Source organism: Candidatus Poribacteria bacterium (assembly GCA_016866785.1).
GTDB lineage: Bacteria > Poribacteria > WGA-4E.
Window position 1 is genome coordinate 17,601 of record VGLH01000018.1, and the last position, 22,649, is coordinate 40,249.

20 protein-coding genes are annotated in these 22,649 nt (G+C 65.3%); 9 read left to right on the forward strand and 11 right to left on the reverse strand.

Annotated elements, in window-relative coordinates:
* Position 1: 1 nt before the first annotated feature.
* The gene (gene hemL / locus FJZ36_04420) at positions 2–1,297 is read right to left on the reverse strand and encodes a glutamate-1-semialdehyde-2,1-aminomutase (protein MBM3214141.1); all 1,296 of its coding nucleotides are present in this window, start codon (positions 1,295–1,297) and stop codon (positions 2–4) included.
* Between the two features lie 82 nt (positions 1,298–1,379).
* Complete coding sequence (locus tag FJZ36_04425; protein MBM3214142.1) at positions 1,380–2,318, reverse strand: redox-sensing transcriptional repressor Rex; 939 nt, start codon at positions 2,316–2,318, stop codon at positions 1,380–1,382.
* On the opposite strand from FJZ36_04425, the gene moaC reads away from it, so the two are divergent.
* Together moaC and FJZ36_04435 are read left to right on the forward strand one after the other, a co-directional pair.
* Positions 2,208–2,696 carry a cyclic pyranopterin monophosphate synthase MoaC gene (gene moaC, locus FJZ36_04430; GenBank protein ID MBM3214143.1) on the forward strand — a complete coding sequence of 163 codons (489 nt, stop codon included), beginning with the start codon at positions 2,208–2,210 and terminating at the stop codon, positions 2,694–2,696. The two genes, FJZ36_04425 and moaC, sit on opposite strands and share 111 nt — an antisense overlap.
* A 3-nt stretch (positions 2,697–2,699) precedes the next feature.
* Entirely contained in the window at positions 2,700–4,055 is a 1,356-nt protein-coding gene (locus FJZ36_04435; GenBank protein MBM3214144.1) for a DNA repair exonuclease, read from the forward strand.
* Here FJZ36_04435 and FJZ36_04440 read toward each other — a convergent pair.
* Positions 4,049–5,155: a mandelate racemase/muconate lactonizing enzyme family protein gene (locus FJZ36_04440; GenBank protein MBM3214145.1), complete on the reverse strand. Its 1,107-nt coding sequence runs from the start codon at positions 5,153–5,155 to the stop codon at positions 4,049–4,051. The two genes, FJZ36_04435 and FJZ36_04440, sit on opposite strands and share 7 nt — an antisense overlap.
* A gap of 203 nt (positions 5,156–5,358) precedes the next feature.
* Here FJZ36_04440 and FJZ36_04445 point away from each other — a divergent pair, with 203 nt between their 5' ends.
* Positions 5,359–6,036 carry a hypothetical protein gene (locus tag FJZ36_04445; GenBank protein ID MBM3214146.1) on the forward strand — a complete coding sequence of 226 codons (678 nt, stop codon included), beginning with the start codon at positions 5,359–5,361 and terminating at the stop codon, positions 6,034–6,036.
* Between the two features lie 38 nt (positions 6,037–6,074).
* Positions 6,075–9,599, forward strand: coding sequence for a cyclic nucleotide-binding domain-containing protein (locus tag FJZ36_04450; protein MBM3214147.1), 3,525 nt, complete (start codon positions 6,075–6,077; stop codon positions 9,597–9,599).
* On the opposite strand, the gene FJZ36_04455 is transcribed toward FJZ36_04450, so the two are convergent.
* From FJZ36_04455 to FJZ36_04480, 6 genes are all read right to left on the reverse strand, one after another.
* Positions 9,578–10,006: a hypothetical protein gene (locus FJZ36_04455; protein MBM3214148.1), complete on the reverse strand. Its 429-nt coding sequence runs from the start codon at positions 10,004–10,006 to the stop codon at positions 9,578–9,580. The genes FJZ36_04450 and FJZ36_04455 overlap by 22 nt on opposite strands.
* 88 nt (positions 10,007–10,094) lie before the next feature.
* Positions 10,095–10,862, reverse strand: coding sequence for a type III pantothenate kinase (locus FJZ36_04460; protein ID MBM3214149.1), 768 nt, complete (start codon positions 10,860–10,862; stop codon positions 10,095–10,097).
* A 16-nt stretch (positions 10,863–10,878) separates the two neighbouring features.
* On the reverse strand, positions 10,879–11,457 hold the full coding sequence (locus FJZ36_04465; protein MBM3214150.1) for a peptidylprolyl isomerase: 579 nt from the start codon (positions 11,455–11,457) through the stop codon (positions 10,879–10,881).
* 38 nt (positions 11,458–11,495) lie between these two features.
* Positions 11,496–12,140: a peptidylprolyl isomerase gene (locus tag FJZ36_04470; protein MBM3214151.1), complete on the reverse strand. Its 645-nt coding sequence runs from the start codon at positions 12,138–12,140 to the stop codon at positions 11,496–11,498.
* A 393-nt stretch (positions 12,141–12,533) separates the two neighbouring features.
* Positions 12,534–13,847 carry a DUF1501 domain-containing protein gene (locus FJZ36_04475; GenBank protein ID MBM3214152.1) on the reverse strand — a complete coding sequence of 438 codons (1,314 nt, stop codon included), beginning with the start codon at positions 13,845–13,847 and terminating at the stop codon, positions 12,534–12,536.
* A gap of 10 nt (positions 13,848–13,857) precedes the next feature.
* The gene (locus tag FJZ36_04480) at positions 13,858–16,290 is read right to left on the reverse strand and encodes a DUF1553 domain-containing protein (GenBank protein MBM3214153.1); all 2,433 of its coding nucleotides are present in this window, start codon (positions 16,288–16,290) and stop codon (positions 13,858–13,860) included.
* A gap of 240 nt (positions 16,291–16,530) precedes the next feature.
* Here FJZ36_04480 and FJZ36_04485 point away from each other — a divergent pair, with 240 nt between their 5' ends.
* The 3 genes from FJZ36_04485 to FJZ36_04495 all read left to right on the forward strand — a co-directional run bounded on the left by FJZ36_04485 (position 16,531) and on the right by FJZ36_04495 (position 18,881).
* Positions 16,531–17,538: a hypothetical protein gene (locus tag FJZ36_04485; protein ID MBM3214154.1), complete on the forward strand. Its 1,008-nt coding sequence runs from the start codon at positions 16,531–16,533 to the stop codon at positions 17,536–17,538.
* The gene (locus FJZ36_04490) at positions 17,214–18,353 is read left to right on the forward strand and encodes a class I SAM-dependent methyltransferase (GenBank protein ID MBM3214155.1); all 1,140 of its coding nucleotides are present in this window, start codon (positions 17,214–17,216) and stop codon (positions 18,351–18,353) included. The genes FJZ36_04485 and FJZ36_04490 overlap by 325 nt, the downstream gene beginning before the upstream one ends.
* A 105-nt stretch (positions 18,354–18,458) precedes the next feature.
* Complete coding sequence (locus FJZ36_04495; protein ID MBM3214156.1) at positions 18,459–18,881, forward strand: hypothetical protein; 423 nt, start codon at positions 18,459–18,461, stop codon at positions 18,879–18,881.
* Here the strand turns inward: FJZ36_04495 and FJZ36_04500 are convergent.
* Complete coding sequence (locus FJZ36_04500) at positions 18,878–19,774, reverse strand: site-specific DNA-methyltransferase (GenBank protein ID MBM3214157.1); 897 nt, start codon at positions 19,772–19,774, stop codon at positions 18,878–18,880. The two genes, FJZ36_04495 and FJZ36_04500, sit on opposite strands and share 4 nt — an antisense overlap.
* Positions 19,775–19,882: 108 nt before the next feature.
* Here FJZ36_04500 and FJZ36_04505 point away from each other — a divergent pair, with 108 nt between their 5' ends.
* Positions 19,883–20,935, forward strand: coding sequence for a Gfo/Idh/MocA family oxidoreductase (locus FJZ36_04505; GenBank protein ID MBM3214158.1), 1,053 nt, complete (start codon positions 19,883–19,885; stop codon positions 20,933–20,935).
* Positions 20,911–21,747 carry a LamG domain-containing protein gene (locus FJZ36_04510; protein ID MBM3214159.1) on the forward strand — a complete coding sequence of 279 codons (837 nt, stop codon included), beginning with the start codon at positions 20,911–20,913 and terminating at the stop codon, positions 21,745–21,747. Before FJZ36_04505 ends, FJZ36_04510 begins: the two co-directional genes overlap by 25 nt.
* A 35-nt stretch (positions 21,748–21,782) precedes the next feature.
* Here the strand turns inward: FJZ36_04510 and FJZ36_04515 are convergent, their stop codons facing one another.
* Entirely contained in the window at positions 21,783–22,586 is an 804-nt protein-coding gene (locus FJZ36_04515) for a hypothetical protein (GenBank protein MBM3214160.1), read from the reverse strand.
* Positions 22,587–22,649: the final 63 nt, after the last annotated feature.

Genomic DNA, 22,649 nt, shown 5'->3' on the forward strand with positions numbered 1-22,649 from the left:
GCTAGGCTGACCGACTCGCTTCGAGCGATGCGCGGATCGCCTGGACGGTCGTTGAGATGTTCTCGTCCGTGTGCGCCGTCGATACGAAGAACGTCTCGTATTGCGACGGCGGGAAGTAGACGCCGCGACCCAGGAGCTCGTGGAAGAACCTGCCGTACCGGGCGGAGTCGGACGTCAACGCGCTGTCGTAGTCGCGGATGGGCCCCGGCGCGAAGAACAGGCAGACCATGGAACCGACGCGGGTTACAGCGCCCACGGTTCCCGTCTCGGCGATGGCTTCGCGGATGCCTGCTTCGAGCGCCGCGCTTCGCGCTTCGAGGGTCTCGTACGCGGTTCCGGAGCGGAGCTCCTCCAGCGTTGCGATGCCACCGGCGGTCGCCAACGGGTTCCCCGAAAGCGTTCCTGCCTGATAGACGGGTCCGTCCGGGGCGACCTGCGCCATGATGTCGGCGCGTCCGCCATAGGCTCCCACCGGCAGTCCACCGCCGACGACCTTCCCGAGGCACGTCATGTCGGGGACGACGCCGTAGCGCTCCTGAGCGCCGCCGTACGCGACTCGGAAGCCGGTCATCACCTCATCGAAGATGAGGAGGATGCCGTGCTTCGCCGTGATCTCGCGCAGCGCGGCGAGGTATCCGGGCTCCGGTGGAACCAGACCCATGTTGCCGGCAATCGGCTCGAGGATCATGCACGCGATGTCATCGCCTTGCGACGCGGCGAGGTCCGCGACGGCATCCGCGTCGTTGAAGGGGACGGTCAGCGTCTGCCGGGCGAATTCCGCAGGGACGCCGGCGCTCGTCGGAACGCCGAAGGTCGTCGCGCCGGAGCCTGCCTTTACCAACAGATAGTCGCCGTGCCCGTGGTAGCACCCGGCGACCTTGATGATCCGGCTCCTGCCCGTGAACCCGCGAGCGACCCGGATGGCGCTCATCGTCGCCTCCGTGCCGGAGTTGACGAGGCGCGCTCTGTCGAGCGACGGAACCGCCTCGATGAGCATCTCCGCCATCACGACTTCGGCTTCGGTGGGAGCTCCGAAGCTGGTTCCGTCGCGCAGAGCGCGCTCAAGAGCCGCCTGGACGCGCGGATGGGAGTGGCCCAGGATGAGCGGACCCCACGACCCGACGTAGTCGAGATACCGCGTCCCGTCGACATCCTCGACGTATGCCCCGAATCCGCGCCGCATGAATCGTGGCGTTCCGCCGACGGACTTGAAGGCGCGCACCGGGCTGTTCACGCCGCCGGGCATCAGTTCGCGGGCTCGGTTCCACAGCGCTTCGGATCGTGTCACGTCAGTCATGTCGCTCCGTGCCGTCTGGTCTTGAGGTTCGACGCATGAACGCGCTCGGCGATGGACTCCGCGTTGGTGGAACCGCCAGCGGTCAGGGCGGGTCCGACGACGCGATCCTGCCGATCCGCTCCTGTCGCCGCTCTAGGAAATAGGACAGATGCTCCAACTCGACGGAGAGATCGACATTGCGGACCTGCACTCCGTCCGGTACACTGAGCTGGGTCGGGGCGAAGTTGAGCAGCGCCTTGATGCCAGCCCTGACGGCTGCATCGGCGCAGTCCTGAGCGGCGACTGCCGGAACGGCGAGCACGGCGATTTCGATATCCGTGTCTGCGACGACCGCTGCGATCTCGGACATCGCGTAGATCCGCACCCCTTGCGCGTACGTGCCAACCTTCTGTCGGTTCGCGTCGAACGCGGCGGCGAACTCGAAGTTGTGTTCGCGGAATCCGGTGTACCCGAGCAAGGCGAGTCCCAGGTTCCCCGCGCCGATGAGAGCCGCTCTGCGGGTGACATGGACGCCGAGGATGACGTCCAGTTGGCGGCGAAGGTTGGTGACATCGTAGCCCTTGCCGCGCGTGCCGAACTGACCGAACCATGCGAGATCGCGCCGGATCTGCGCTGCGGCATACGGCGTGTGGCGGGCGAGACCGGCGGACGAGATCGTCTCTCGACCGGATAGCTCAAGGCTGCGCAACACGCGCGAGTAGATCGAGAGTCGCTCGATCGTGACCTCCGGGACTGCCCTCTCCGTACCGAATACGGTCAGCGTGCTTGCTGTCACAGGTGTTCTACCCGCTCGAGTCGTCCAGACACTTGGAGTCCGGCGGCGTAGTATACGTGATGGGTGTTCTTGAGGCAAACGTACGAGGCGTCGCGCGCTCGATGGCGCGGCTGCCTTCTTGCGGGAGGCAGTGCTCTGAGTTCCCTGACTCACTTCGACGACCGCGGCGCGGCGCGGATGGTCGATGTCACCGAGAAAGCCGTGACCGATCGCGTTGCCGTCGCGCGCGGCAGCGTCAGCGCACACCCGGAGACGCTTCGCCGCATCCGCGACGGCGAGATGGCGAAGGGTGACGTGCTCCAGATCGCCCGTCTCGCCGGTATCATGGGCGCCAAGCGCACGAGCGAACTGATCCCCCTGTGCCATCCGCTGCCGCTCTCCGGCGTCGAGGTGGACCTGTCGGTGGACGAAGACAACGGCTCCGTCCGCATCGAGGCGCAGGTGCGCGTCACGGGCAGGACGGGCGTCGAGATGGAAGCGCTGACCGCCGTCTCCGTCGCCGCGTTGACCGTGTACGACATGTGCAAGTCCATCGACCGAGGCATGCGTATCGAGCGCGTCGAGCTGGTCGAGAAACGCGGCGGCAAGAGCGGGACCTTCATCCGCGAGAACGGCGACACCTAGCCCATGCGACTCGTCCACTGCTCCGATGTCCACCTGGGCAAAGCCCCCTACCAGCTCGATGAGCGATTCGACGACTTCTGCCGCGTCTTCGAGCATATTGCCCGGCGCACCATCGAGCTGCGAGCGGACGCATTGCTCATTGCCGGCGACCTGTTCGACCGTCGGACGATCAACGCCGCGACGCTCAGCGCCGCGACTCGCTCGCTGGCGCTGCTGCAGGCAGCCGGCGTGCCCGTCTTCGCCATCGAGGGGAACCACGACAAGGCGTTCCTCCAAGACCGGTCGTCGTGGATGCAGTACCTTTCGGACTCCTGGCTCCTCCACCTGCTCGACATCGTCCGCGACGAAGGCTCCGACCCGCGAGCGCTGCCGTGGAATCCCGAATCGCGACGGGGCACCTGGTTCGACCTGGCTGGCGTGCGGATCGCAGGCGTCGGCTATGCCGGGTCGGAGACGGAGCGCCTGGTCGCCCATCTCGCGGAGGAGCTCCCGGCTGATCGCGACGGATTCACGGCGCTGATGTTGCACTGCGGCGTCGGATCGGGGGACGGTCGCCCGGAGTTCGCTTCCGTGGCGTGGGAATCGCTGGAAGCTCTCCGCGGACGAGTGGACTACGTGGCGCTGGGTCACTGGCATCGCAAGGTGCATCGCGACCTGGGCGAGGCGCCGACGTTGACCGTGACGATGCCAGGTTCCCCCGAAATCTGCGACATCCAAGAGCTCCAGCACGACCACGGCATTTTCATCATCGGTACCCCGGCGTCGCCGGACGAGACGGTGACGGTCACGTTCGAGCCGATGCCGCATCGGCACCATCGGCGGATCGCCGTCGATCTCTCCGAATGCGGTACGCTCGACGCCGCACTGTCGCGCGTTCGGGAGACGGTCGCTGCGAGCGACCTGGCGGCGCTGTCCGAACCGGTCGTTGAGATCGTCCTGTCGGGAACCATCGGATTCAGCGCTTTGGACATCCCGTCGGAAGACGTTCGCGCTGTCGTCCGAGGTCTCGCGACGTGCCTGCACATCGCCGTCGAGAACAACGCGAACATGCCCTCTGTGGGCGACGTGTCGGGTGAAGCCTACGCGGATCGTGGCGCTCTGGAGCGGCAAGTGCTCCTCGACCTCGTCGCCGAGAGCGAAGCGTATCGCGACGACGCGGACGCCATCGCGGATCTCGTGGGCGAGTGGCGGAGCCTGGTCGCTACTCACATGGACTCGGACGACATCACGGGAGAAGCGCTCGCCAGGCTCGAGCGAGCCCTCGAAGCGATCGACGCCCGAGCCCGTGCTGCGTCACAGCGATCCGGTCGGCTCCCTGGTTTCGAAGCCCTCGACAACCCGTCGACGGACGGTCAGTAGTCCGCCACGGATCCGTCGCGATGCCGATGGTCGGGCCATCGGAAGCTACGGTCCGGGTCCAGGCTCGCACCGTCCAAGCCGGACTCGATCACCTCGACGCCGAGACCGGGCCCCTGCGGCAACGATGCGTAACCCTCCGCGTCGAGCTCCCACGTCTTGCGGACGACCGTCTCCGGCAGGACATCGGCGTATCCCTCGTGGATGAGGAACATCGGTGTCGATGCTGCCACGTGCAGACTGGCGGAGAGTCCGAGACTGGACATCGTGCAGTGCGGCGCGATGGGCACGAAGTGCGCCTCCGCGAGCGAGGCGACCTTCCGCATCGGCGTGATCCCGCCACCGTGACCGCAGTCGGGCTGGAGGATGTCGATGACCTGCGCCTCCAAGATCTCGCGGACCTCCCAAACCGTCCGGTCGCGTTCGCCGGTCGCCAACGGCACTCGCACAGACGCCCGGATGCGCCGCATCGCGTCGATGTTGCCGGGAACCCAAGGCTCTTCGAGAAAAAGAAGTTCGTCGGAACGGAGGGCGTTGGTGAACTGGATGACCGTCGCGGGCGGCAGGCAACTATGGGCGTCGAACATGACGGCTCCGGCGGGTCCAACGCGCTGCCGCGTCTGACGGACCCGATCGACCAGCGCCTCGATTTCGGCTGGGGTCGCCGAGAAGGGCAGGGGTCCGCCGGGCCCGGTCTTGATGGCGGTCGAACTCGGATACATCCAGATGCGCTCGCGGCAGGGCCCGCCCAGCAGTCGATACACGGGCGTGTCCCACGCCTTGCCCGCGATGTCCCACAGCGCCATGTCGATGGCGGCTATCGTGTGGAGCATCAGCCCGCCGCCGCGAAGGTTCCTGTGGGCCCGGAACATCCGCTGCCAGAGATGCTCTGTGCGGGTCGGGTTTTCGCCGATGACGACTTCGCCGAGCGACTCGGCGAGGGCGCATGCGACGCGTGTTTCGACGTTATTGATCTCGCCCCATCCGACGAGCCCTGCCGCCGTATCGATGCGTACGAAGCCCTTCATTCCCAGCGGGTACGCCTGGACGGACGTGATGCGCAGGCTCGCGGCTCTGTCTGTGAAGTGCGTTGCGTCCGGCACTGGCTTCTCCTCCCCTACAGTTGTGGTAGGCGGATGCCGTCGGTCGGAGCGGCTTCGCGCGCCTCGGCGGGTCTCATCGGTTCGACAGATGCGTGTTGCCGTGAGCCGACGGTGCTTCTACAATCTCCCCGCCACACGAGCCGGTCCGGCTGTGGATCCGAAACCCACCCGATGCCGTCAGAGGTCCCTTGGAGCCGAAGTCGATGAGCTCTCGCCCGTTGTCCGGCGATCAGGTCACCCACTACCGCGAACACGGATGGGTCCTCGTATCGGGATTGATCGGCGACGACATCGTCGCGAGCGCCGCCAAGACGCTGTGGCGGCTGATGAACGCGTCGGCCGACGATCCGTCCGGCTGGGTTCCGACGCCGTCGCCGTCTTCGCACTCGCGCGATCCGGCGCTGCTGGCGATCTACACGCCGGAGTTCCTCGGCGCAGCCGCGCAGTTGGGCGGGGGCGATCCAGCGACGTATCGGGCTCCGGGATCGATGTTTCCCCTCAACTCTTGGCCCACAAAGGAACCCTGGCGCCATCACGGACCCCACATCGACCACGCGATCCGAGAACACGGACACCGCACGTTTCCGCTGCCGGTCCGGGTCGCCACGATGACGTACCTGAACGACGTGTCGCCTCACGGCGGCGGAACCGTCGTATGGTCCGGCTCGCACACCAAGATCGCAGCCCTCGCAGAGAGCGACCGGACGCGCTACGAAATGATGTGGCGGCTGAACCAGGACCTCCACCTCGCGGAGATCGGCGAGCCGACAGAGCTGACGCCGCGTCTCGGCGACGTGCTGTTCTACCACATCTTATCGGCGCACTCCGGCAGCCTCAACGCCACGGAAACGCCACGGCTTGCATTCAACACGAAGTGGTGACGAGTCGCGAGCTGGCTCCGCATCGCCTCAGGTAGACCGTGACGAACTTCGCCGAGCGCTATTTCGGTATCCGAGCCCAGGAACGCAGTCGGGCGTTCCTCATGCTCGGATACTACTTCGTCTGCGCGTCGACGATGGTTCTCGTCGACATGACGTCGAGCGCCCTGTTTCTGACGCGCTTCGCCGACTCGAACCTGATGGGCTTCCAAGGTGTCCGGGCCCTGCCTCTGCTGTGGATCGTCAGCGGACTGGTGGTCGTCCCAGCCGTGTCCTTGGTGCGTTCGCGCATCGGCAGCGGCTTCGGCTCTGGGCGGCAGCCGTCCGCGGTCTGGATCATCCTCGGCTCTACAGCCTTCCTCGGCGTTCTGATCCTCGCGTTCAGGCTCGCCTTCGGGATCGCCTCGGCGCGTGAGTCGTGGATCATCGCGTTCCCGCTGTTCCTGATCGCCGCCGAAGTCGTGTTCACGCTGATCACGCTGAACATGGAGACGGCAGCGAATCAGCTCTTCAACATCCGCGAAGCCAAGCGCGTCTTCGGGTTCATCGGCGGCGGAACCGTCATCGCCGACATCGTCGCCGGATTCGCCGTGACCGGCTTGGTACGCGTGCTGCCGTCCGTCGCCGATCTGCTCTACCTGATTCTAGCGCTGATCGCTGCTTCGGGAGCGATGTTCGCCGTGATCGCGCGGCGCTACCGGCACGCCTTCACTCCCAGCGACGCATCGGGCGCCGGCGACTCGGAGGAGCCGCCGGCTCCCCTCTGGAAATCGCGATACGTCCTGCTCATCACCGCGTTCGTGCTCGCATCGCAGCTTGCCTACTATTTCGTCGACTACCAGTTCAAGACGGCGGCGGAGGCGCGCTTCATCGGCAGAGAGGAGGAGTTGGCGAGTTTCTTCGGGCTCCTCTTCGGCGCGCTGGGCTTCGTGAAGCTATTCATACAGCTCTTCGTGACGAACCGCGTGCTGGCGCGCTTCGGCATCTTCGGGGCGCTCTTGGTTCTCCCAGTCGGTCTGGCGGTCGCGGGTGGTGTTACGGCGGCGAACGTCGGGGCTTTGTTTGCGCTCCTATGCGTCGTCAAAGGCCTCGACAACACGTTCCGGTGGACGTTCATATCGTCCGCGCAACCGCTGCTCTATCAGGCTCTGCCCGACGGCATCGCGCGGCGTGCGCAGAACGCCATCACCGGAGCCATCGATCCCGTTTCCGTCGGGCTGTCGAGCGTGGTTCTGATCGCCGTCACGACCTCGTTGGTGAGCCGCGAGAGCATCCACCTGCTGAGTTTCGGGCTGGTCGGCATCGCTGCGGGATGGCTCGTCGTCGTGTGGCGGCTCAAGCGGTCGTACTTGTCGACTCTTGTGGAGTCGACCCAGCGTCGGCGCGTTCAGGTTGCGCTGGACGTAAGCGATCCGACCCTCGTCGCGGAGCTCTTCCGGTACCTTAGGAACGGCAGCCCGGTCCAGGTTCTGTCGGCGGCGCGCATCCTCGAGCGGTTCCGCCCGGAGGGTTTCTTCGACCAACTGGTTCCGCTCATGGAGCATCCGTCGTCTGAGATCCAGGCGATGGCGCTCGACCTACTGGCTCTGCGTCCGGGGGCATCGAGCGATGAGCTCATCGAGGCAGTCGCGGCGCGTCTCCCGGGACCTGCGCACACGGCGGCTCCGGCGTGCTTCGATATCGCCGTCCAGGCGAGCGCCGTACGCACCTACTGTCTCCTGATGACCGAGGCTGCAGTCGATGATGTGACGCATCTCCTGTCGCATCCCTTGCTGCCGCTACGGGCGGCGGCGGTCGAGGGCTGCCTGCTGGCGGGAGGCATCGAGGGCATTCTCGCGGCGGGGCCCGTGCTGCGACGAATGCTGAACCACTCGTCCGAGGACGAGCGCGTGGCGGCATGTCGGATCATCGCGAGCTCGAACCTGCGACCTCTGTACCGACCGATGGTGGCGCTGATCCGCGACTCGGATCCGGTCGTTTCGCGTGAGGCGATCCGCCGGGCTGGTCAGGTCGGGGAACTCCGTCTGATCCCGGCGATCATCGACGCGCTGGGCGATCCCGACGCCTGGGACGACGCGGTTACGACGCTGTCCTCATCGATCGGCATCCCCGCCGTCGAGATGCTGCGAAACCGCGTCAGCGACCCCGGATCGACGGTGCTGCTCCGGCGCCACGCAGCGCGAGCGTTGTCGCAGATCGACGCCGAGCCGGCGGTTTATGCGCTCGTCGAGGCGCTGGATGTCTGCCATGAGGTCGTTCACGCCGAGGTGCTGGAAGCGCTGGCTTTCGTGCGACAACGCGGAGGGCTGTCCACCAGCCCGCCGATGCGCGAGGCTCTCCGACGTGTGATCGAGGGACTCTACACGACGATCCGACTCGCCGCGCCGTCGGACCCGCGCCCGGAACTGCGCTACTTGAGCAGCGCGTTGTCCGACCGGCTTCGGGCAGGACGGCAGCGCGTCCTGACATGCCTCCAGCTCGTCTACCCGGTCGACGCGGTGGGCAGCGCGGAGCAGTATCTGTCGAGTGAGTCACCGGCGCTGCGTGCGAAAGGGCTGGAGCTCCTCGACACGATCCTCGATGACGAGCACCGCTCGGATGTCGTGACCGCCTTTGACGACATCGATCCGGCGCGGCAGATCGAGCACGGAGAAAGCCGATTCGACCTGCCGGAGGCGACCATCGACGCGCTGCTCACGGACGTTCTGCGCGCCGACGACGTGACGTACTCGGCTTGGATGGTTGCCGTGTGCATCCGAACAGCCGTCCTGACGGGCGCGCCGCTTCCCAGCGCGTACCTGACCAGCATCGCGAAGTCGAATCGAGCGGATGTCGCTCGCGAGGAGGCGATCCGGGCAGCGTTCCACCAAGGAAGCCAGGATGCCATCTCCGAGCTGAAGGAAGCAGCCATCGCCGACCACTCACTGCCGGGCATCACGCTGCGGAGTCTGCTATCTGGAGACGGATCCATGCTGTCGACGCTGGACAAGGTGATGTTCCTGAAGAGCGTGTCGCTGTTCGCCAGCGTTCGTGACGAACGCCTGCTCGAAGTCGCCGTCCGATCGAGGGAGGAACGGTTCACGGCATCGCGGCCGATCCTGCGCAAGGACGAGATCGGCGACTCGATGTACGTCGTCGTGTCCGGTCGCGTTGCCGTCCACATCGGCGACCAGGAGTTGGTGCAGCTCGGAGAACGGGCGTTTTTCGGCGAAATGGCGGTGATCGATGCCGAACCACGATCGGCCGACGTGACGGCAGTTCAGGACACGATCACTCTGCGGATCGGACAGAAGGACCTGACATCCGCAATGGCGTTGGAGCCGGATATCGCGCGGGGCGTGATGCGCGAGTTGTCGCGGCGAGTTAGGGCGCAGAACGAACTGATACAGCGGGCCCGGTTCCGCGACGCATTGACCTCAGCGTGGCTCGACGGGTCGGTAGATCAGGACGAGCAAAGCGTGCTCGACCAGCTTCGGGAAAGCCTGAAGGTGTCGGAGGAACACGCCTGCGAGATCGCGGACGAGGTGCGCCAGAAGATGGAGCGCTACCAGATCGCTTCGAGGTAGCGCAGCCTGCCATCGACGCTGTAACAGACCGCTTCGCGCGGGTCCGCCAGCGTCTCCCGCTTGACGAGATCGCACACTTCCATGACCGCTCCGGGCCCGTAGACACGCCGCAGGCAAGTGGCGGCGTTCAGGTCGGGATCGGGGAGGTACCGCCGCGAGTCGAAGAGCACCTGGGGGTCCAGGTAGAACGAGTGCATCTCGTCGAGGGGACGCCCCGACAGCTCGACAATCGCCTCGCTTTGCTCGTCCGAGAGAGCCGCGACGAACCGGGCGTGCATTCGCCGGACGATCCCCGCGAACCATCTCTTGTGATCGGGCAACTCCCACTCCGACGGCGGGATGACGCCACGAATCGACTCGTTGACGATGTACAAAGCGATCCCGACCGGAAGCGGTCGAAGGCTCACGGAACGCTCCAGTGGGATCAGGTCCAGGCTCATCATCGAGACACGCGCGCCTCCCGCACGGACGCGCAAGTGACAGGCCGTGAGTCTGTCACTCGGTTCCCCTGTCGGCGACGATCCGTATCCCGTTGAGGGTCAGCCGGTCGTCAACCACGTCGATGGACGTGAGGTCTGGCGCGATCCAGCGCGAGAGCCCGCCCGTGGCGATCACCGTGGGCTCGCCGGGAATCTCCGCGACCGTCTCCGTGAGGACGCGCTCGACCTGACCCAGAAAGCCGTAGTAGAAGCCGGAGCGGATACAGTCCGCCGTATTCCTGCCGATGGCGCGGCGCGGCTTCGATAATTCGACCGCCGAGAGCTGCGCGGCGCGCTCGTAAAGAGCCGCCATCGAAATCTGGATGCCCGGCAGGATCGCCCCGCCGATGTAGGACGGACCCTCGAGGACGACGTCGAACGTCGTCGCCGTGCCGAAGTCGATGACCACAGCCGGTGTGCCATGTAGAGCAGAGGCGGCAACCGCGTTGACGATGCGGTCTGCTCCGACCTGCGAGGGAAGCTGTACGTCGAGCCGCACTCCCGTGTCGGTTTCGTAGTTCACCCACCGCATTTCGCAGCCGAAGTAGCGCTGCGACACGGCGGAGAACCGCGCGTTCAGGGCAGGCACGACGGACGCTCCCCACACGGAGGCGACGTCGGCGGGCTCGCGCCCGGCGCTGCGCAGCATGCCGCGCATGAGCGTGCCGTACTCGTCCGACGTTCTGCCGACATCGGAGCGCAGGCGCCACTCGCCAACCAACTCGGCTCGCTCGAACGCGCCGACGGTGACGTCGGTATTGCCGATGTCCAACGCGAGGAGCATCGAAGCTGCCTCTCGGCTAGGGGCTCTCGACGATATCCACCCGTTCGATCACGTCCCCGACGGCGATGCTCGACAGCACGGACAAGCCCCTCGCGACGCGTCCGAACACGACGTAGTCGCCGTCGAGCTCCGGCAGCGGTCTCAGGCAGATGTAGAACTGGCTGCTCGCCGAGTTGCGGTCGTCGCCGCCACGCGCCATCGCGATCGATCCGATCAGGTGCCGGCGGTCGTTCGCCTCGAACGGGATCGTCCATCCGGCTCCGCCGGCTCCGGTTCCGGTCGGGTCGCCGCCTTGAATGAGCGTGCCAGGCTCGACGCGGTGGAACCGCAGGCCGTTATAGAAGCCCTTCTGCGCTAAGCGGATGAAGTTCTCGGCGGTCTTGGGGGCGTCCTCCGCGAAGAACTCGATCTTCAGCTCGCCGCGGCTGGTGACAATCACGCCCTTGGCGCGATGGATGTCGATCTGCGGCTCAACCGGCTTGGCTGCGGGCTGTGGCGCTGCCCGAGAAGCCGAGGGTACGGCAGGCGTCGGCGGCGATGGAGGCGCGGATGCCGGCGACGTCTGTTGGGCGTCAGACCGGCATCCGTACGTCATGGCGACTGCGAGGGCGAGGACTGCGAGCCGAACGCGGATCATTGAGCGTGGGACGAGCGCGGTTCCAGCGTCGCGCGGCGGATCTCGTCGCCGACACGCAGTTTCTCGACGCTATCCATGCCGCCGATTACCTGCCCGAAGACCGAATACGCGCCGTCCAGGGCGGGCAGATCGTCGAGGCAAATGTAGAACTGACTGCCGCTGGATTCGCGCTTTGGGTTCACGTTGTCGCCCAGACGGGCTGCGGCAACAGCGCCCTTCACGTGCTTGCGCTTGATCTCGGCTGGAACCGTGTAGCCAGGTCCGCCCGTGCCGGCACGCTGACGGTCGCGACCCAGCGGGTCGCCGCCTTGGATCACGAACCCGGGCTCGTAGCGGTGGAACACCGACGCGCGGGCTTCGTAGAACCGCTGCTGCACGAGCTTCTTGAAGTTCGCGACGTGCTGCGGGGCGTCGGACGGGTACAACTCGATGACGATCCGCCCTTTCGTCGTGTCGATGACGACGATTTCGCTGTCCGGCTCATCGGCTGGAGGCGCGGGCCGCGACGACGAGGGAGCGAGGAGCGAGGGTTCCGCGGGAGCCGCTGGCGCAGCGGGCTTGGGAGGCGTCTTCTGTTCCGTGGCAGCCACAGCGGGCTCCTTTGGCTTCTGCGCTTCTTCGGTGACTTCCGGCTTGTCCATCGTCTCCTCTGCCATCGTTGCTTCCTCGGCAGGAGGCGCGCTCTGGACTGCCGGAGCTTCCTTCGCGGCGCAGCCGATCCACGCGAGCAGGCACACGACGGCCGCAGCGCCGGTCGCTACACGGGAAATCGTGAATGCCATGGGCGTACTCCAATAGAGCAGTGCCGCACATGCGGCGGTGCAATCGGGCAAAGACCGTTGGGCATTATAGACCGGCGTGGAACGTCCCTCAAGGTCGGGCTCGCCCGTTACGGCTGTTTCGCGAACGGGTCTCGCCGCCTGCTGCGCGGTCCAACACGGCTCGTCGTTCCCGCGTAAGCAGGATTCCGGATTCTACGCTTCCGCTTCCGCGGGAGCGACGGCGATAGAGGGTCAGCGCCTCGACGGGATAGCCTATCCTGCCGCTGGGAGGAACTCCGGGATGAGCGTTCCGCCGTCCACGATCTTGATGGGCCTGCCGACGCGCGAGTAGTTGACGTGAGCCGGATCGATCCCGAAGAGCGCGCACAACGAATAGAAGAAGTCCGTCGTGCTGACGGGCGAAGAGACGACGTTCTCGCCGGCTTCGTCCGTCGCGCCGATCACCCGGCCTCCTCTCAAGCCGCCTCCCGCCATGGCGACGGTCCACCCGTTGGGCCAGTGGTCGCGCCCGTCATTGGCGTTGATCTTCGGCGTCCTGCCGAACTCGCCCATCCAGAGAACGAGCGTGTCCTTGAGCAGGTCGCGATCTGCGAGGTCGCGAATCAGCGTTCCCATCCCGGGATCGACGTTGCCAAGGAGCCGCTTTACGGCTTCGAAGTTGTTCTGGTGCGTATCCCACCCGTCCAAGGAGACCTCGACGAAGCGCACACCGGACTCCACGAGTCGGCGCGCCATGAGACATCCCTGACCGAACGCGTTCATGCCGTATGCCTCGCGGATTGCCATCGGCTCCTGGTCGAGCTCGAAGGCGTTCGTCAGAGGCGAGTGCATCATCTTGTCGGCTTTGACGTAGACGGCGTCGCGGTCGCTCGAAGTGCTCGATACGCGTCTGGCGAACTCGCCGTTCAGGAACGAGACGAGCTCCATGCGCGCGCGGAAGCGTTCCCGGTACGTCTCCGGCGCGTAGGACAGGTTCTCGACCCCCTTCAGCGGATCCGGCACGTAGAACGGATCGTGCTGAGCGCCCAGATAGGCGGCATCGAATGCCGGAGAGTTGATCGTGACGGCGTTCGGCAGGTCGAAATCGCTGTCGCCGATCTCCGCCGCGAGGATCGACCCGATGGTCGGGTGCTGCACCGAGTTCGTCGGCGCGTAGCCGGTGTGCATCAGGTATCGGGCTCTTGAGTGGTTCCCTTCCTTGGTGACCATCGAGCGGATGAGCGTCAGATGGTGCGCCTGCTCAGCGACTAGCGGGAGATGCTCGGACAGTTGGATGTCCGGCGCGCTGGTCTTGAGCGCCCGGAACGGACCGCCGTTCGACGTGCCAGTCTTCGGGTCGAACGTGTCGGTCTGGGTGGGTCCCCCGTTCATGAATAGGAGGATGCAGTGCTTCGCCTTGGCAGGGCTCTGGGGCGTGCTCAACGCCGAGAGAGTTCTCGTCGGACCGAGGAGCGCAGCCGAAAACATGCCGTAGAGCCCGCTCTTGATCAGGCTCCGACGTGTCAGGTGCGTGTCGAGCAGGTGATTCGCCGCGACTGGATCGGATGGACGTCTCGTGCGTGCCACGGCAAGCCCCTCAGTGATTCGTCGCGAACTCGGCGGAGTTCAGCAGACCCCAATAGAGGTCCTCGAAGCACTTGTCCGAGTCTCTGTACGAGCTCGAGTCTTGGTATCGTTTGAAATAGCTCCGCTCTGCCGGCGTTGGCAACCGCGACAAGACGGAGACGTAGATCGCTTCGACGCGGCGGTCGCGCGTCGTCGCCGTCGTCAGGATGCGGTCGAGTCGCGTCCCGCTCCGGCGGCGGCTTCCCTCGTTGACGATCTCGCCGTTGAGCATCATCAGCGCCTGTGAAATGGTCGCTTTGTTGATGACCTCGGCTTCGTCCTCATCGTTGCCGAAGAGGAACCGGTACTGGCGCATGTATGCCTGTTTCTTCGACTCGAAGTCGCGCTGCCGTCGCTTCTCGCTGCTTTCGATGTTCGTCGCCGAGAGGATCGAGTCGAACAACTGTTCAGCCGTCAGCGGTCGGGTCAGCGCGTGCGTCAGGTAGAGGTCGTCGTCCTTGTTGCGCTCCGTCGTCTGAGACGATCGCTGGTAGGTCTCGGTGTTGAGCAGAACGCGAACCAGGTATCGCAGGTCGTACCGGTGCGCCGCGAAGTCCTTGGCGAGGAAGTCGAGCAGCTCTGGATGCGTCGGCTGATGTTGGTCGCCGAAGCCATCCACGGGTTCGACGATGCCCCTGCCCATGAAGTAGGACCAGATGCGGTTGACCGCTGCTTTGGCGAAGTATGGGTTCTCCGGGCTCGTGATCCAAGCCGCGTACGCCGCGCGAGGGCTCTGCTTCGGCGAGAGCGCCGGAGAGTCGCCGGTGAGGAACGTCGGCGGAACCGACACGCCCTTGCCCGGAATGCCCACCGTCTGCGGCTGTTGGTCGCGCAGATAGACGCCCAACGTCCGTCTCTGTCCCGACGCGTCTGCGGGCGTGGACTCGTCGTAGATCGGATCGCGGCGCATGGACGAGAAGAACGCCGCGACGCCGAAGAAGTCTGCCTGCTTCCAGCGCTCCGTTCGATGGTCGTGGCACTGAGCGCACTGCATGGGCAGACCCAGGAAGAAGCGCGACGTGCGCGCCGCGATCTCCACGGGATCGGTGTCGTAGCGCAACAGGTAGCTCGCGGATCCGTCGATGTGCGACGGCCCTTCGGAGGCGATGAGCTGCCGGGCGATGGCGTCGTAGGGCGCGTTGCGCGAGAGGGCGTCGCGCATCCACCCGCGAAGCCTGCCCCACTCCTGCGGATGCTCGTCCTGGGCTCCGATGAGCCAGTCGGTCCACACTTTCGACATCCGGTCGAGTGATGCAGGGGCGGCGAGGAGCTCGTCGATCTTGCGCTGCCGTTTCGAGAAGGTCTTACCGATGATGAACGACGCGGCTTCGTCCGGGTCGGGGATCATGCCGGTCAGATCGAGGCTGATCCGGCGTAGGAACTCGGCGTCGTCCGCCTGGGGCGACGCTTCGAGACCCAGCTCGTCGATGCGGGCGCGGACGAGGGCGTCAATCCGGCGAGCCGTGCCGTCGATCTCGTCGTCGGTGTGCTGGGCTGTCGGGCGCGTTGGCGCGATGGCGGCGGAGCCCGGCAAGGGGATGAACTCGGCGGGCTTTGCGACGGATGTTCGAGCTCGCGGCTGGGACATCGGGTCCGCTGATGGGGCGTTCGTCGCAGGCGTCATGCGGTCGACGGAAACGGTCGCCAGCTCGCGCGAGGACTCGGGGGCGGCAGCCTCGGCTTCTGGAGTGTTCACCTGCCAGTCGCGGCGAGGAGCTAGCTCAATGTCCGGGGCGGGCCCTGCCAGCGGCGTTAGCATGGGCGTCCTGATCGGCGCGGATCGGCTCGTGATGGGAGCCTTCGCGGATCCCATCTCCGTCGTCGCTGCGGACGTTTCCGAGGGCGGTCGCGCCTCAATCGTCTTGGCGGGAGCATGGGCCCGGAGACGTATCTGCTCGATGCCCCGCAACGCCGCTGTTCTCACCGGAGGGGACGAGTCCGATGTCGCGACGGCTCTCAGGAGCGCGTTGTCCTGGGCGTCGCCGATGCTTCCGAGGCTGCGGGCGGCTTCGCTGCGAACGCCCCAGCTCGAGTCTCGCAGCGCGGCTCGAAGCGCGGTTCTCGACGTGTCCAAGTCCGACTGGGCGAGGGCGGCGGCGGCTTCCCAGCGTACAGCTTCGCTGCTGTTTCCGAGCAGATGGGTCAATCCCTGTGATCCGGGCGCACCCATTCGAGCGAGCGCCTCTGCCGCCCGCGTCCGTTCGACTGGCGAGCTCCCGGTCGCTGCCTGGATCAGCGAGCGCACGTCGGCGGTCAGCGTGGCGAGTTCGACCTTGGGAAGGCGCGGAAGATCGTCCCGCGAGGCTGCCGCCGCGATTCCAGCGGCAAGGACCGCGAGCGCCATCACAACCGACAGCCACATATAACGATGGCGAGGAGGCGTTTCGAGGTAGACGCGCTTCATGGCTGAACCTCACCGGATTCAGGCTGGGTCTGCATCTCACAACGTCGGGAATCCCCAACGTGTTCAGGAGTGTACCACCGCGCTCCCCCACAATCAAACATCGGGAAAGCGGTACGGCTCTACGCTGACGAACCGTGACCGTGATGAGCCATCGGTTCTCCGTGTCTCGACAGGCGCGCTGGAGGGCGGTAGACTGACGTTGTCCATCGCCACAGATGATGCCCGCAGAAGGAGGCGCGAATGACCGCGCTCGAGACGATGCAGGCGTTGTTCGAGGGCAGACCGGCGGAACGAATGCTGGTTCAGCCCATCTGCATGACGTTCGCTTCGCGCATCGCTGGCAAGGAATACCTTCCGTACGTGACCGACTACCGCGTGCTGGTCGAGTGTCAGCTTCGGTGCGTCGAGGAGCTGGAGATCGACATCGTGACGCTGTGTTCGGACCCGGCGCGTGAAGCCGCCGACTGCGGCGTGGAAGTGCGGTGGTTCCCGGATCAGCCCCCAGCCCACGATCCGCAGAACCCCCTGATCCGCGAGAAATGGCAGCTTCGGAGGCTGGAGCAGCCCGATCCGCTGGGTGGCGGACGCATGCACGACCGCGTCAAAGGGGCGGAGCTCTTCCGTCGGGAGCTAGGCGGCGACATTCCGATCCTCGGTTGGATCGAGGGCCCCATGGCGGAAGCAGCCGATCTGCGCGGGATCAACGAGATCATGCTCGACGCCGTGGACGATCCGGCGTTCGTTCGCGACCTCTTCGAGTTCATCTGCGAGATGGAGATCGCCTTCGCACGCGCGCAGGTCGAGGCGGGCGTTGACGTGATCGGGATCGGGGACGCCGCTGCGTCGTTGGTGAACCGGCGCATCTACCACGAGCTTGTGCTGCCGTATGAGCGGCGGATCATCGACGCGATCCACGAAATGGGATGCCCAGTGCGGCTCCACATCTGCGGGAATGTGAACCACCTGCTCGACGACATCGCCACGCTCGATATCGACATGATCGACATCGACTGCCTCACGGACATCGAGCTGGCGCGGCAGAAGCTGCGTCCTGGGCTGGCGATCCTGGGGAACATGGACCCGGTGCGCTACCTGCTGGCGGGCACGCCGGACGAAGTGCGCGAGAAGCTCGCGTTCGATCACGCGACGATCGGGCAGGGATACGTCGCAGGGCCCGGCTGCGAGGTCCCGCCAGCGAGCCCCATCGAGAACGTCCGCGCGATGGTCGAATACGCTCGCAGTCTGTAGCCGAGGCAACCGATCCCGTGAACCGATCCGAATACACGTCGGCGAACCGGCGGGGCTGGAACCAAGCCGCCCCGGTGCACCGCGCGTCGCAGTTCGAGACGCTTCGGGAGCGCTTCGCGGCTCCCGGCTATTCGTGTCTCGACGACCTAGCGACATCGATCCTGACGGAGACCATCGGCGTCGAGGGCAAAGCCGTCGTGCAGCTCTGCTGCAACAACGGGCGCGAGCTCCTCTCGGTCAAGAACCTGGGCGCGAGTCGGTGCGTCGGGTTCGACATCGCGGACGCGTTCATCGCCCAGGGCAGGGAGCTCGCAACGGCGGGCAGACTTGACGCCGAGCTCGTCGCGTCGGACATCTACGCGATTCCGCACGAGTACGACGGTACGTTCGACGTGGCGTTCAGCACCATCGGTGCGCTGGGGTGGTTGCCCGATCTGACGGGCGCGTTCGCCGTCTGCGCTCGGCTGCTGCAAGCCGGCGGCGCGTTCTTCATCTACGACGAACACCCATTCCTTGGCATGTTCGAGGGCGACGACGCGCCTCCACCCTCGCTCCGGTACTCCTACTTCGACAAGGGACCCCATCGGTCCGACGACGGGCTGGACTACTTCGAGTTCGCGTCTTACGAATCCGATCCCGTCTACTGGTTCCAGCACACAGTCTCCGACATTCTGACGGCGTGTCTCGACAATGGGCTGGCGCTGGAGCACTTCCGCGAGTACGAGCACGACATCGCCAATGTCTACCGGGGTTTCGAGCGTCAGCGCGAGCAACTGCCGCTCTGCTTCACGCTCATTGCGAGGCAGACGAAGTGAGCGCGATCCGCTCGCACAGCGCTCGGTAGATTCCTGACTTGCGAGCCATGTGGCACCGTGCGTTTGACGGCTTCGTGGTTGGCGGTCAGATAGGCGGCACGACGGATGCAGGTTGAGCTGTTGCAGGCCCGCGATGGGACGCTACTCGATGCCTTGCGCGCGGCGTTGCGCTGGGCGGACTCCGCATATATGGCGGTCGCATATGGGTCCGTCGGAGCATTCGCGCTCGTGCGAGATGACGCCCAATCCTTCCTCAGGAGGAACGGACGGCTACGAGTCTTGCTCGACCTCGACGAACGTCTGACGGACCGCCAAGTCGTCGAGGAATTCGCCACGATCCCAGGCGACTGCACCTGCAAGATTCACATCTCGCCTTCAGGAGCCCGGTCTCGAGGCGTATTCCATCCGAAGCTCTACCTGTTCCGCGACGATGTCAGGTACTGTGCCATCCTCGGTTCATCGAACCTCACAGTCGGGGGTCTGCAACACAATATCGAAGCCAACCTCGCAATCCTGGCGAACCACTAGGATGTGTTGCTTCCACGACTGGCAGCGATTGGCTTGCGCAGGATCAAGATGTACTCATGTGCCTTGTTGATGCGGAACACGGCGGGATACCCGAGGGGACGCATGTTGTTGTATTCGTGCCGTCGATCCCAGATGATGAGATCATCGTAGGTAAAGCCAATCTCCTGCATGAATGCGGCTACATCGCTGTGGAAAGGATAGAAACGGTCTTTCTTGCGGATATCCATTAGAACGACGCAGCAGTACGCACCGTCGCACATAGAACTGGAAACGAGTCGAAAGACCTGCTGAAGGGCTCTGAGGAACTCGCCGTAGTCGGCGATCTTCCCGAAGTCTTCGGTGTCTGCGCCATAGGTGCGGTTGGCTTTTTGGTCCGCCGTACGTTTGGCCTCCAGCACATTCCAGTATGGTGGGGACGTGATCACCAGGTCTACGGAGTGATCCTCCACGAACTCGCCAAGCCTAAGCGCGTTAGCCGTATAGATGCGCGCGGTTCCTCTGTCGGATGACTGCAGGTCGAACAGAGATCCGCCGTCGCATCGATGGCGGGCGATCTCGGCGAACTCTGATGACAGCTCGATGCCAATGCCGTGCTTGCCCAGGTTCTTGGCAGCTAGGGCTGTCGTCCCAACGCCCACAAACGGATCAAGGACTATCTCCTGGCTGGCGTTCGTGAACACTTGGATCAAGCGTTCCGCCAGTACAACTGGGAACATCGCCGGGTGTCGTAGGGCAGTCTCCTCCGCTGTTCGCCGGATGTCACTCCAGATGGAGATCGAGTAGCGCGTCCACATCTTGCCATCGAGGCCGTTCGCACGCCGTCGTGGCTGCTTGCGAGGAGTCTGCGAGCCGCCAGTGAGTGGTATGAGTAGTTCGTCAGCTTGCAGCGCCATCGGAGGTTGTTCCTTTGGTTGCTCACGCCGTCGGCTCGTTCACAGGATGATACGTCGCTGGACGAGGTCTGTCTACAGCCACTGTGCAAATCAGTGTGGAGCCGTTCGATGAGGATCGCCCTGATCGGCTGCGGGCGCATCGCCCCGGCGCACCTGGAAGCTCTCGGCAAGCTGGCGGACCGTGCCACCGTGGTGGCGATCTGCGATCCGCGCGACGCGCTGCGGCAGGAGCGCATGTCGGCGTACGGAGTCCCGCACGGTTTCGCGTCGCTGGATGACCTTCTCGATTGGGGCGCGTTCGACATCGCGGCGTGCCTCACTCCGCCGGACACGCGCGCGGCGGTCTGCCTGCCGATCCTGAGCGCGGGCAAACACCTGCTGGTCGAGAAGCCCTTCACGCATTCCGAAGACGAGGCTAGGACCATCGTTGACGCGGCGAAGTCCTCGCGCGTGACGCTCGCCGTGAACCAGAACTTCCGCTGGATGCCACCCGCGTTCGAGCTTCGCGAGCGCATCCTCGGCGGGGAGATCGGCGATGTGCTGAGCGTTCTGCTGGTCGATGCCGTGTGGCGGGACGAGTCCGAGGGATGGCGGAACACGACGGATAAGCTCGCACTCAGCGTGATGGGCGTCCACTGGCTCGACCGCATCCGTTGGGTCACGGGGCTCGATGGAACATCGGTCTACGCGTCCACATCGGTGAGCGGATTGCTCTCATCGACCGGCGAAGACATCAGTTCCGTGGTCATCCGGCTCGACTCCGGCGCGATTGCCACGCTCGTCCACCACTGGGCGTCGCACGCGAGGGGCGCGAGCAACACGCTGCAAATCGATGGCACGGAGGGTTCGCTGGTCGTGAGGGAAAGCCGCATCACACGGTCGAGCCATCACGCCGTTCAGTGGTCAGAGCCCGTGCCAGCGGGACATCTGCCGGACTCGATGGCGGCGAGCTGGACGGAACTGCTGGACGCGATCCGGGAAGGACGCGAGCCGTGCCACAGCGGAAACGACAACCTGAAAACCGTGGCGCTCCTGCTGGGAGCCTACCGGTCGGCGGAGACGGGTGCGTCATGGCTCTCGAATGACGCCGCCACTCGGGATCACGTACGGGATCACGTAAAGGAAGGGGAGTACCGATGCGAGCTCGCTTCACGGGGCTGAACGCCTTGCCGGCGACCGTCGTCGCGCTGTTGATCGTCGCTTCGCAGGCGCACGCCAGGATCGATGCGTCGACGCTGATGGGCATGTGGCTCTTCGACGAGAACAAAGGGGATGCCGTTGCCGACGGCTCCAAGAACGCCCTCAAGGGAACCCTTACCGGCGATGTGAAATGGACGGCGGGCAAGATCGGGTCCGGTGTCGAGTTCCGCGCGACCTCGTTCGTCGATGTGGGAGCGCAGCCCGCGCTGGACGCCGGTCGCGACGATCTCTCGGTCGTCGCGTGGTTCCGTTACTCCGGCAAGCCGCCCGACTGGCACGCCGTTCTAGTGCATAAGGCGGTGTTCGCCGCACCTCGCCACGGCTACATCCTCTGCGTGCGTGGCAATCTCGACGCGGGGAACGTCGGGAAGCCGCTGTGGTGGATGGGTCTCGGCACGAATGACGGCATCCACCTCTTCGGAACCAGCACGATCAACGACGGAAAATGGCATCACCTGGCTGGCACGGCAGACCGCGACGGCAAGATGCGCCTCTATCGCGACGGCGTTCTCGAGTCGGAGTTGAGCATCGTCGATAAGGTCAAGGAGAACGAGGACAACACGTCGGGGTTCTACATCGGCGGCGAGAAGGCGACACGAACGCTCGAGAGCGGGGCGATGGACGAGGTCGCCGTGTTCCGCACGCTGTTGTCGGATGAGGACATCGCGCTGATCGCCGACCGAGGGTTGGAGTCGGCGCTCGGGCTCAAGCCGGTGTCCCCGGTCGGTCGGGCGACGGTCGCGTGGGGTCGGCTGAAGGGGTGGGCGCGATAGGCAGCCGCCAGACTCGTTCGGCGTGGGAACCGACGCTACCTCGCGTCGCCATCGTTGGGGAGCGCGTTCTGGCGTCGTAGCGGAATCGGCGCCAACGCGGACGTCAGGAAATCGTCGATCTGGAGCCAGACGTTCGCCGTGCCTGACTGTCTCGGCACGTTCGGGCTCCCGGCGTCCTCGAACACCGGCGCAGCCTTGGGGTAGATGGCAACCTGCGCGTCTTTGCCGAGGTTGCGCAGCGTCTGCTCGAACTGACGGACGCGCTCCACGGGCACGTCGGACCCGCGACCGCCGTAAAGGGCGAGCAGACGCGCTTGTAGCCGCTCGTAGCTGGCATTCAGCCGAACCTGCCGAGCTCCGCAGAGAACCACGGCGCGCAGGTCCGTCTGCTCCAACGCGAACGTTAGCGCGTAGTCGGCTCCCATGCCCCAGCCCACTACGGCGATGCGCGTCGGGTCCACGTCCCTTCGCGCCTTGAGGTATTCGACCGCGCTGCTCAGGTCGCGCAGCACGGCTCCCTCGGTCAACGCGCTCTCGACTGCGCTTGGCACGTTTCCATGGTAGAGGTTCACCGCGAGGACGACGAAGTCATCCGACAGCGCCAGCCGGCGTGCACTCGCCTGGATCGCGTCGTTCGTGCCCTGCCAGTCGTGCACGACGACGACCGCCGGGTGGGGTGGAGTCCCTCCTTCAGGCAGCGTCAGATAGGATCGAGCGGTCTCATCTCCGCTCCCGTAGGATACGATGGACGACGTCGGTCCCGCCTTCGCCTCTGTCCTTCGGACGGCGATGTGCCGGGGCACGGCGACGCCGAAGGTCATCGTCGCGAAGAAGAGCACGATCACTCACGTCAGCATCGACCCCTCGCCTCGCATCTTCGCAGTCGAGTGGAACCGTCGTGG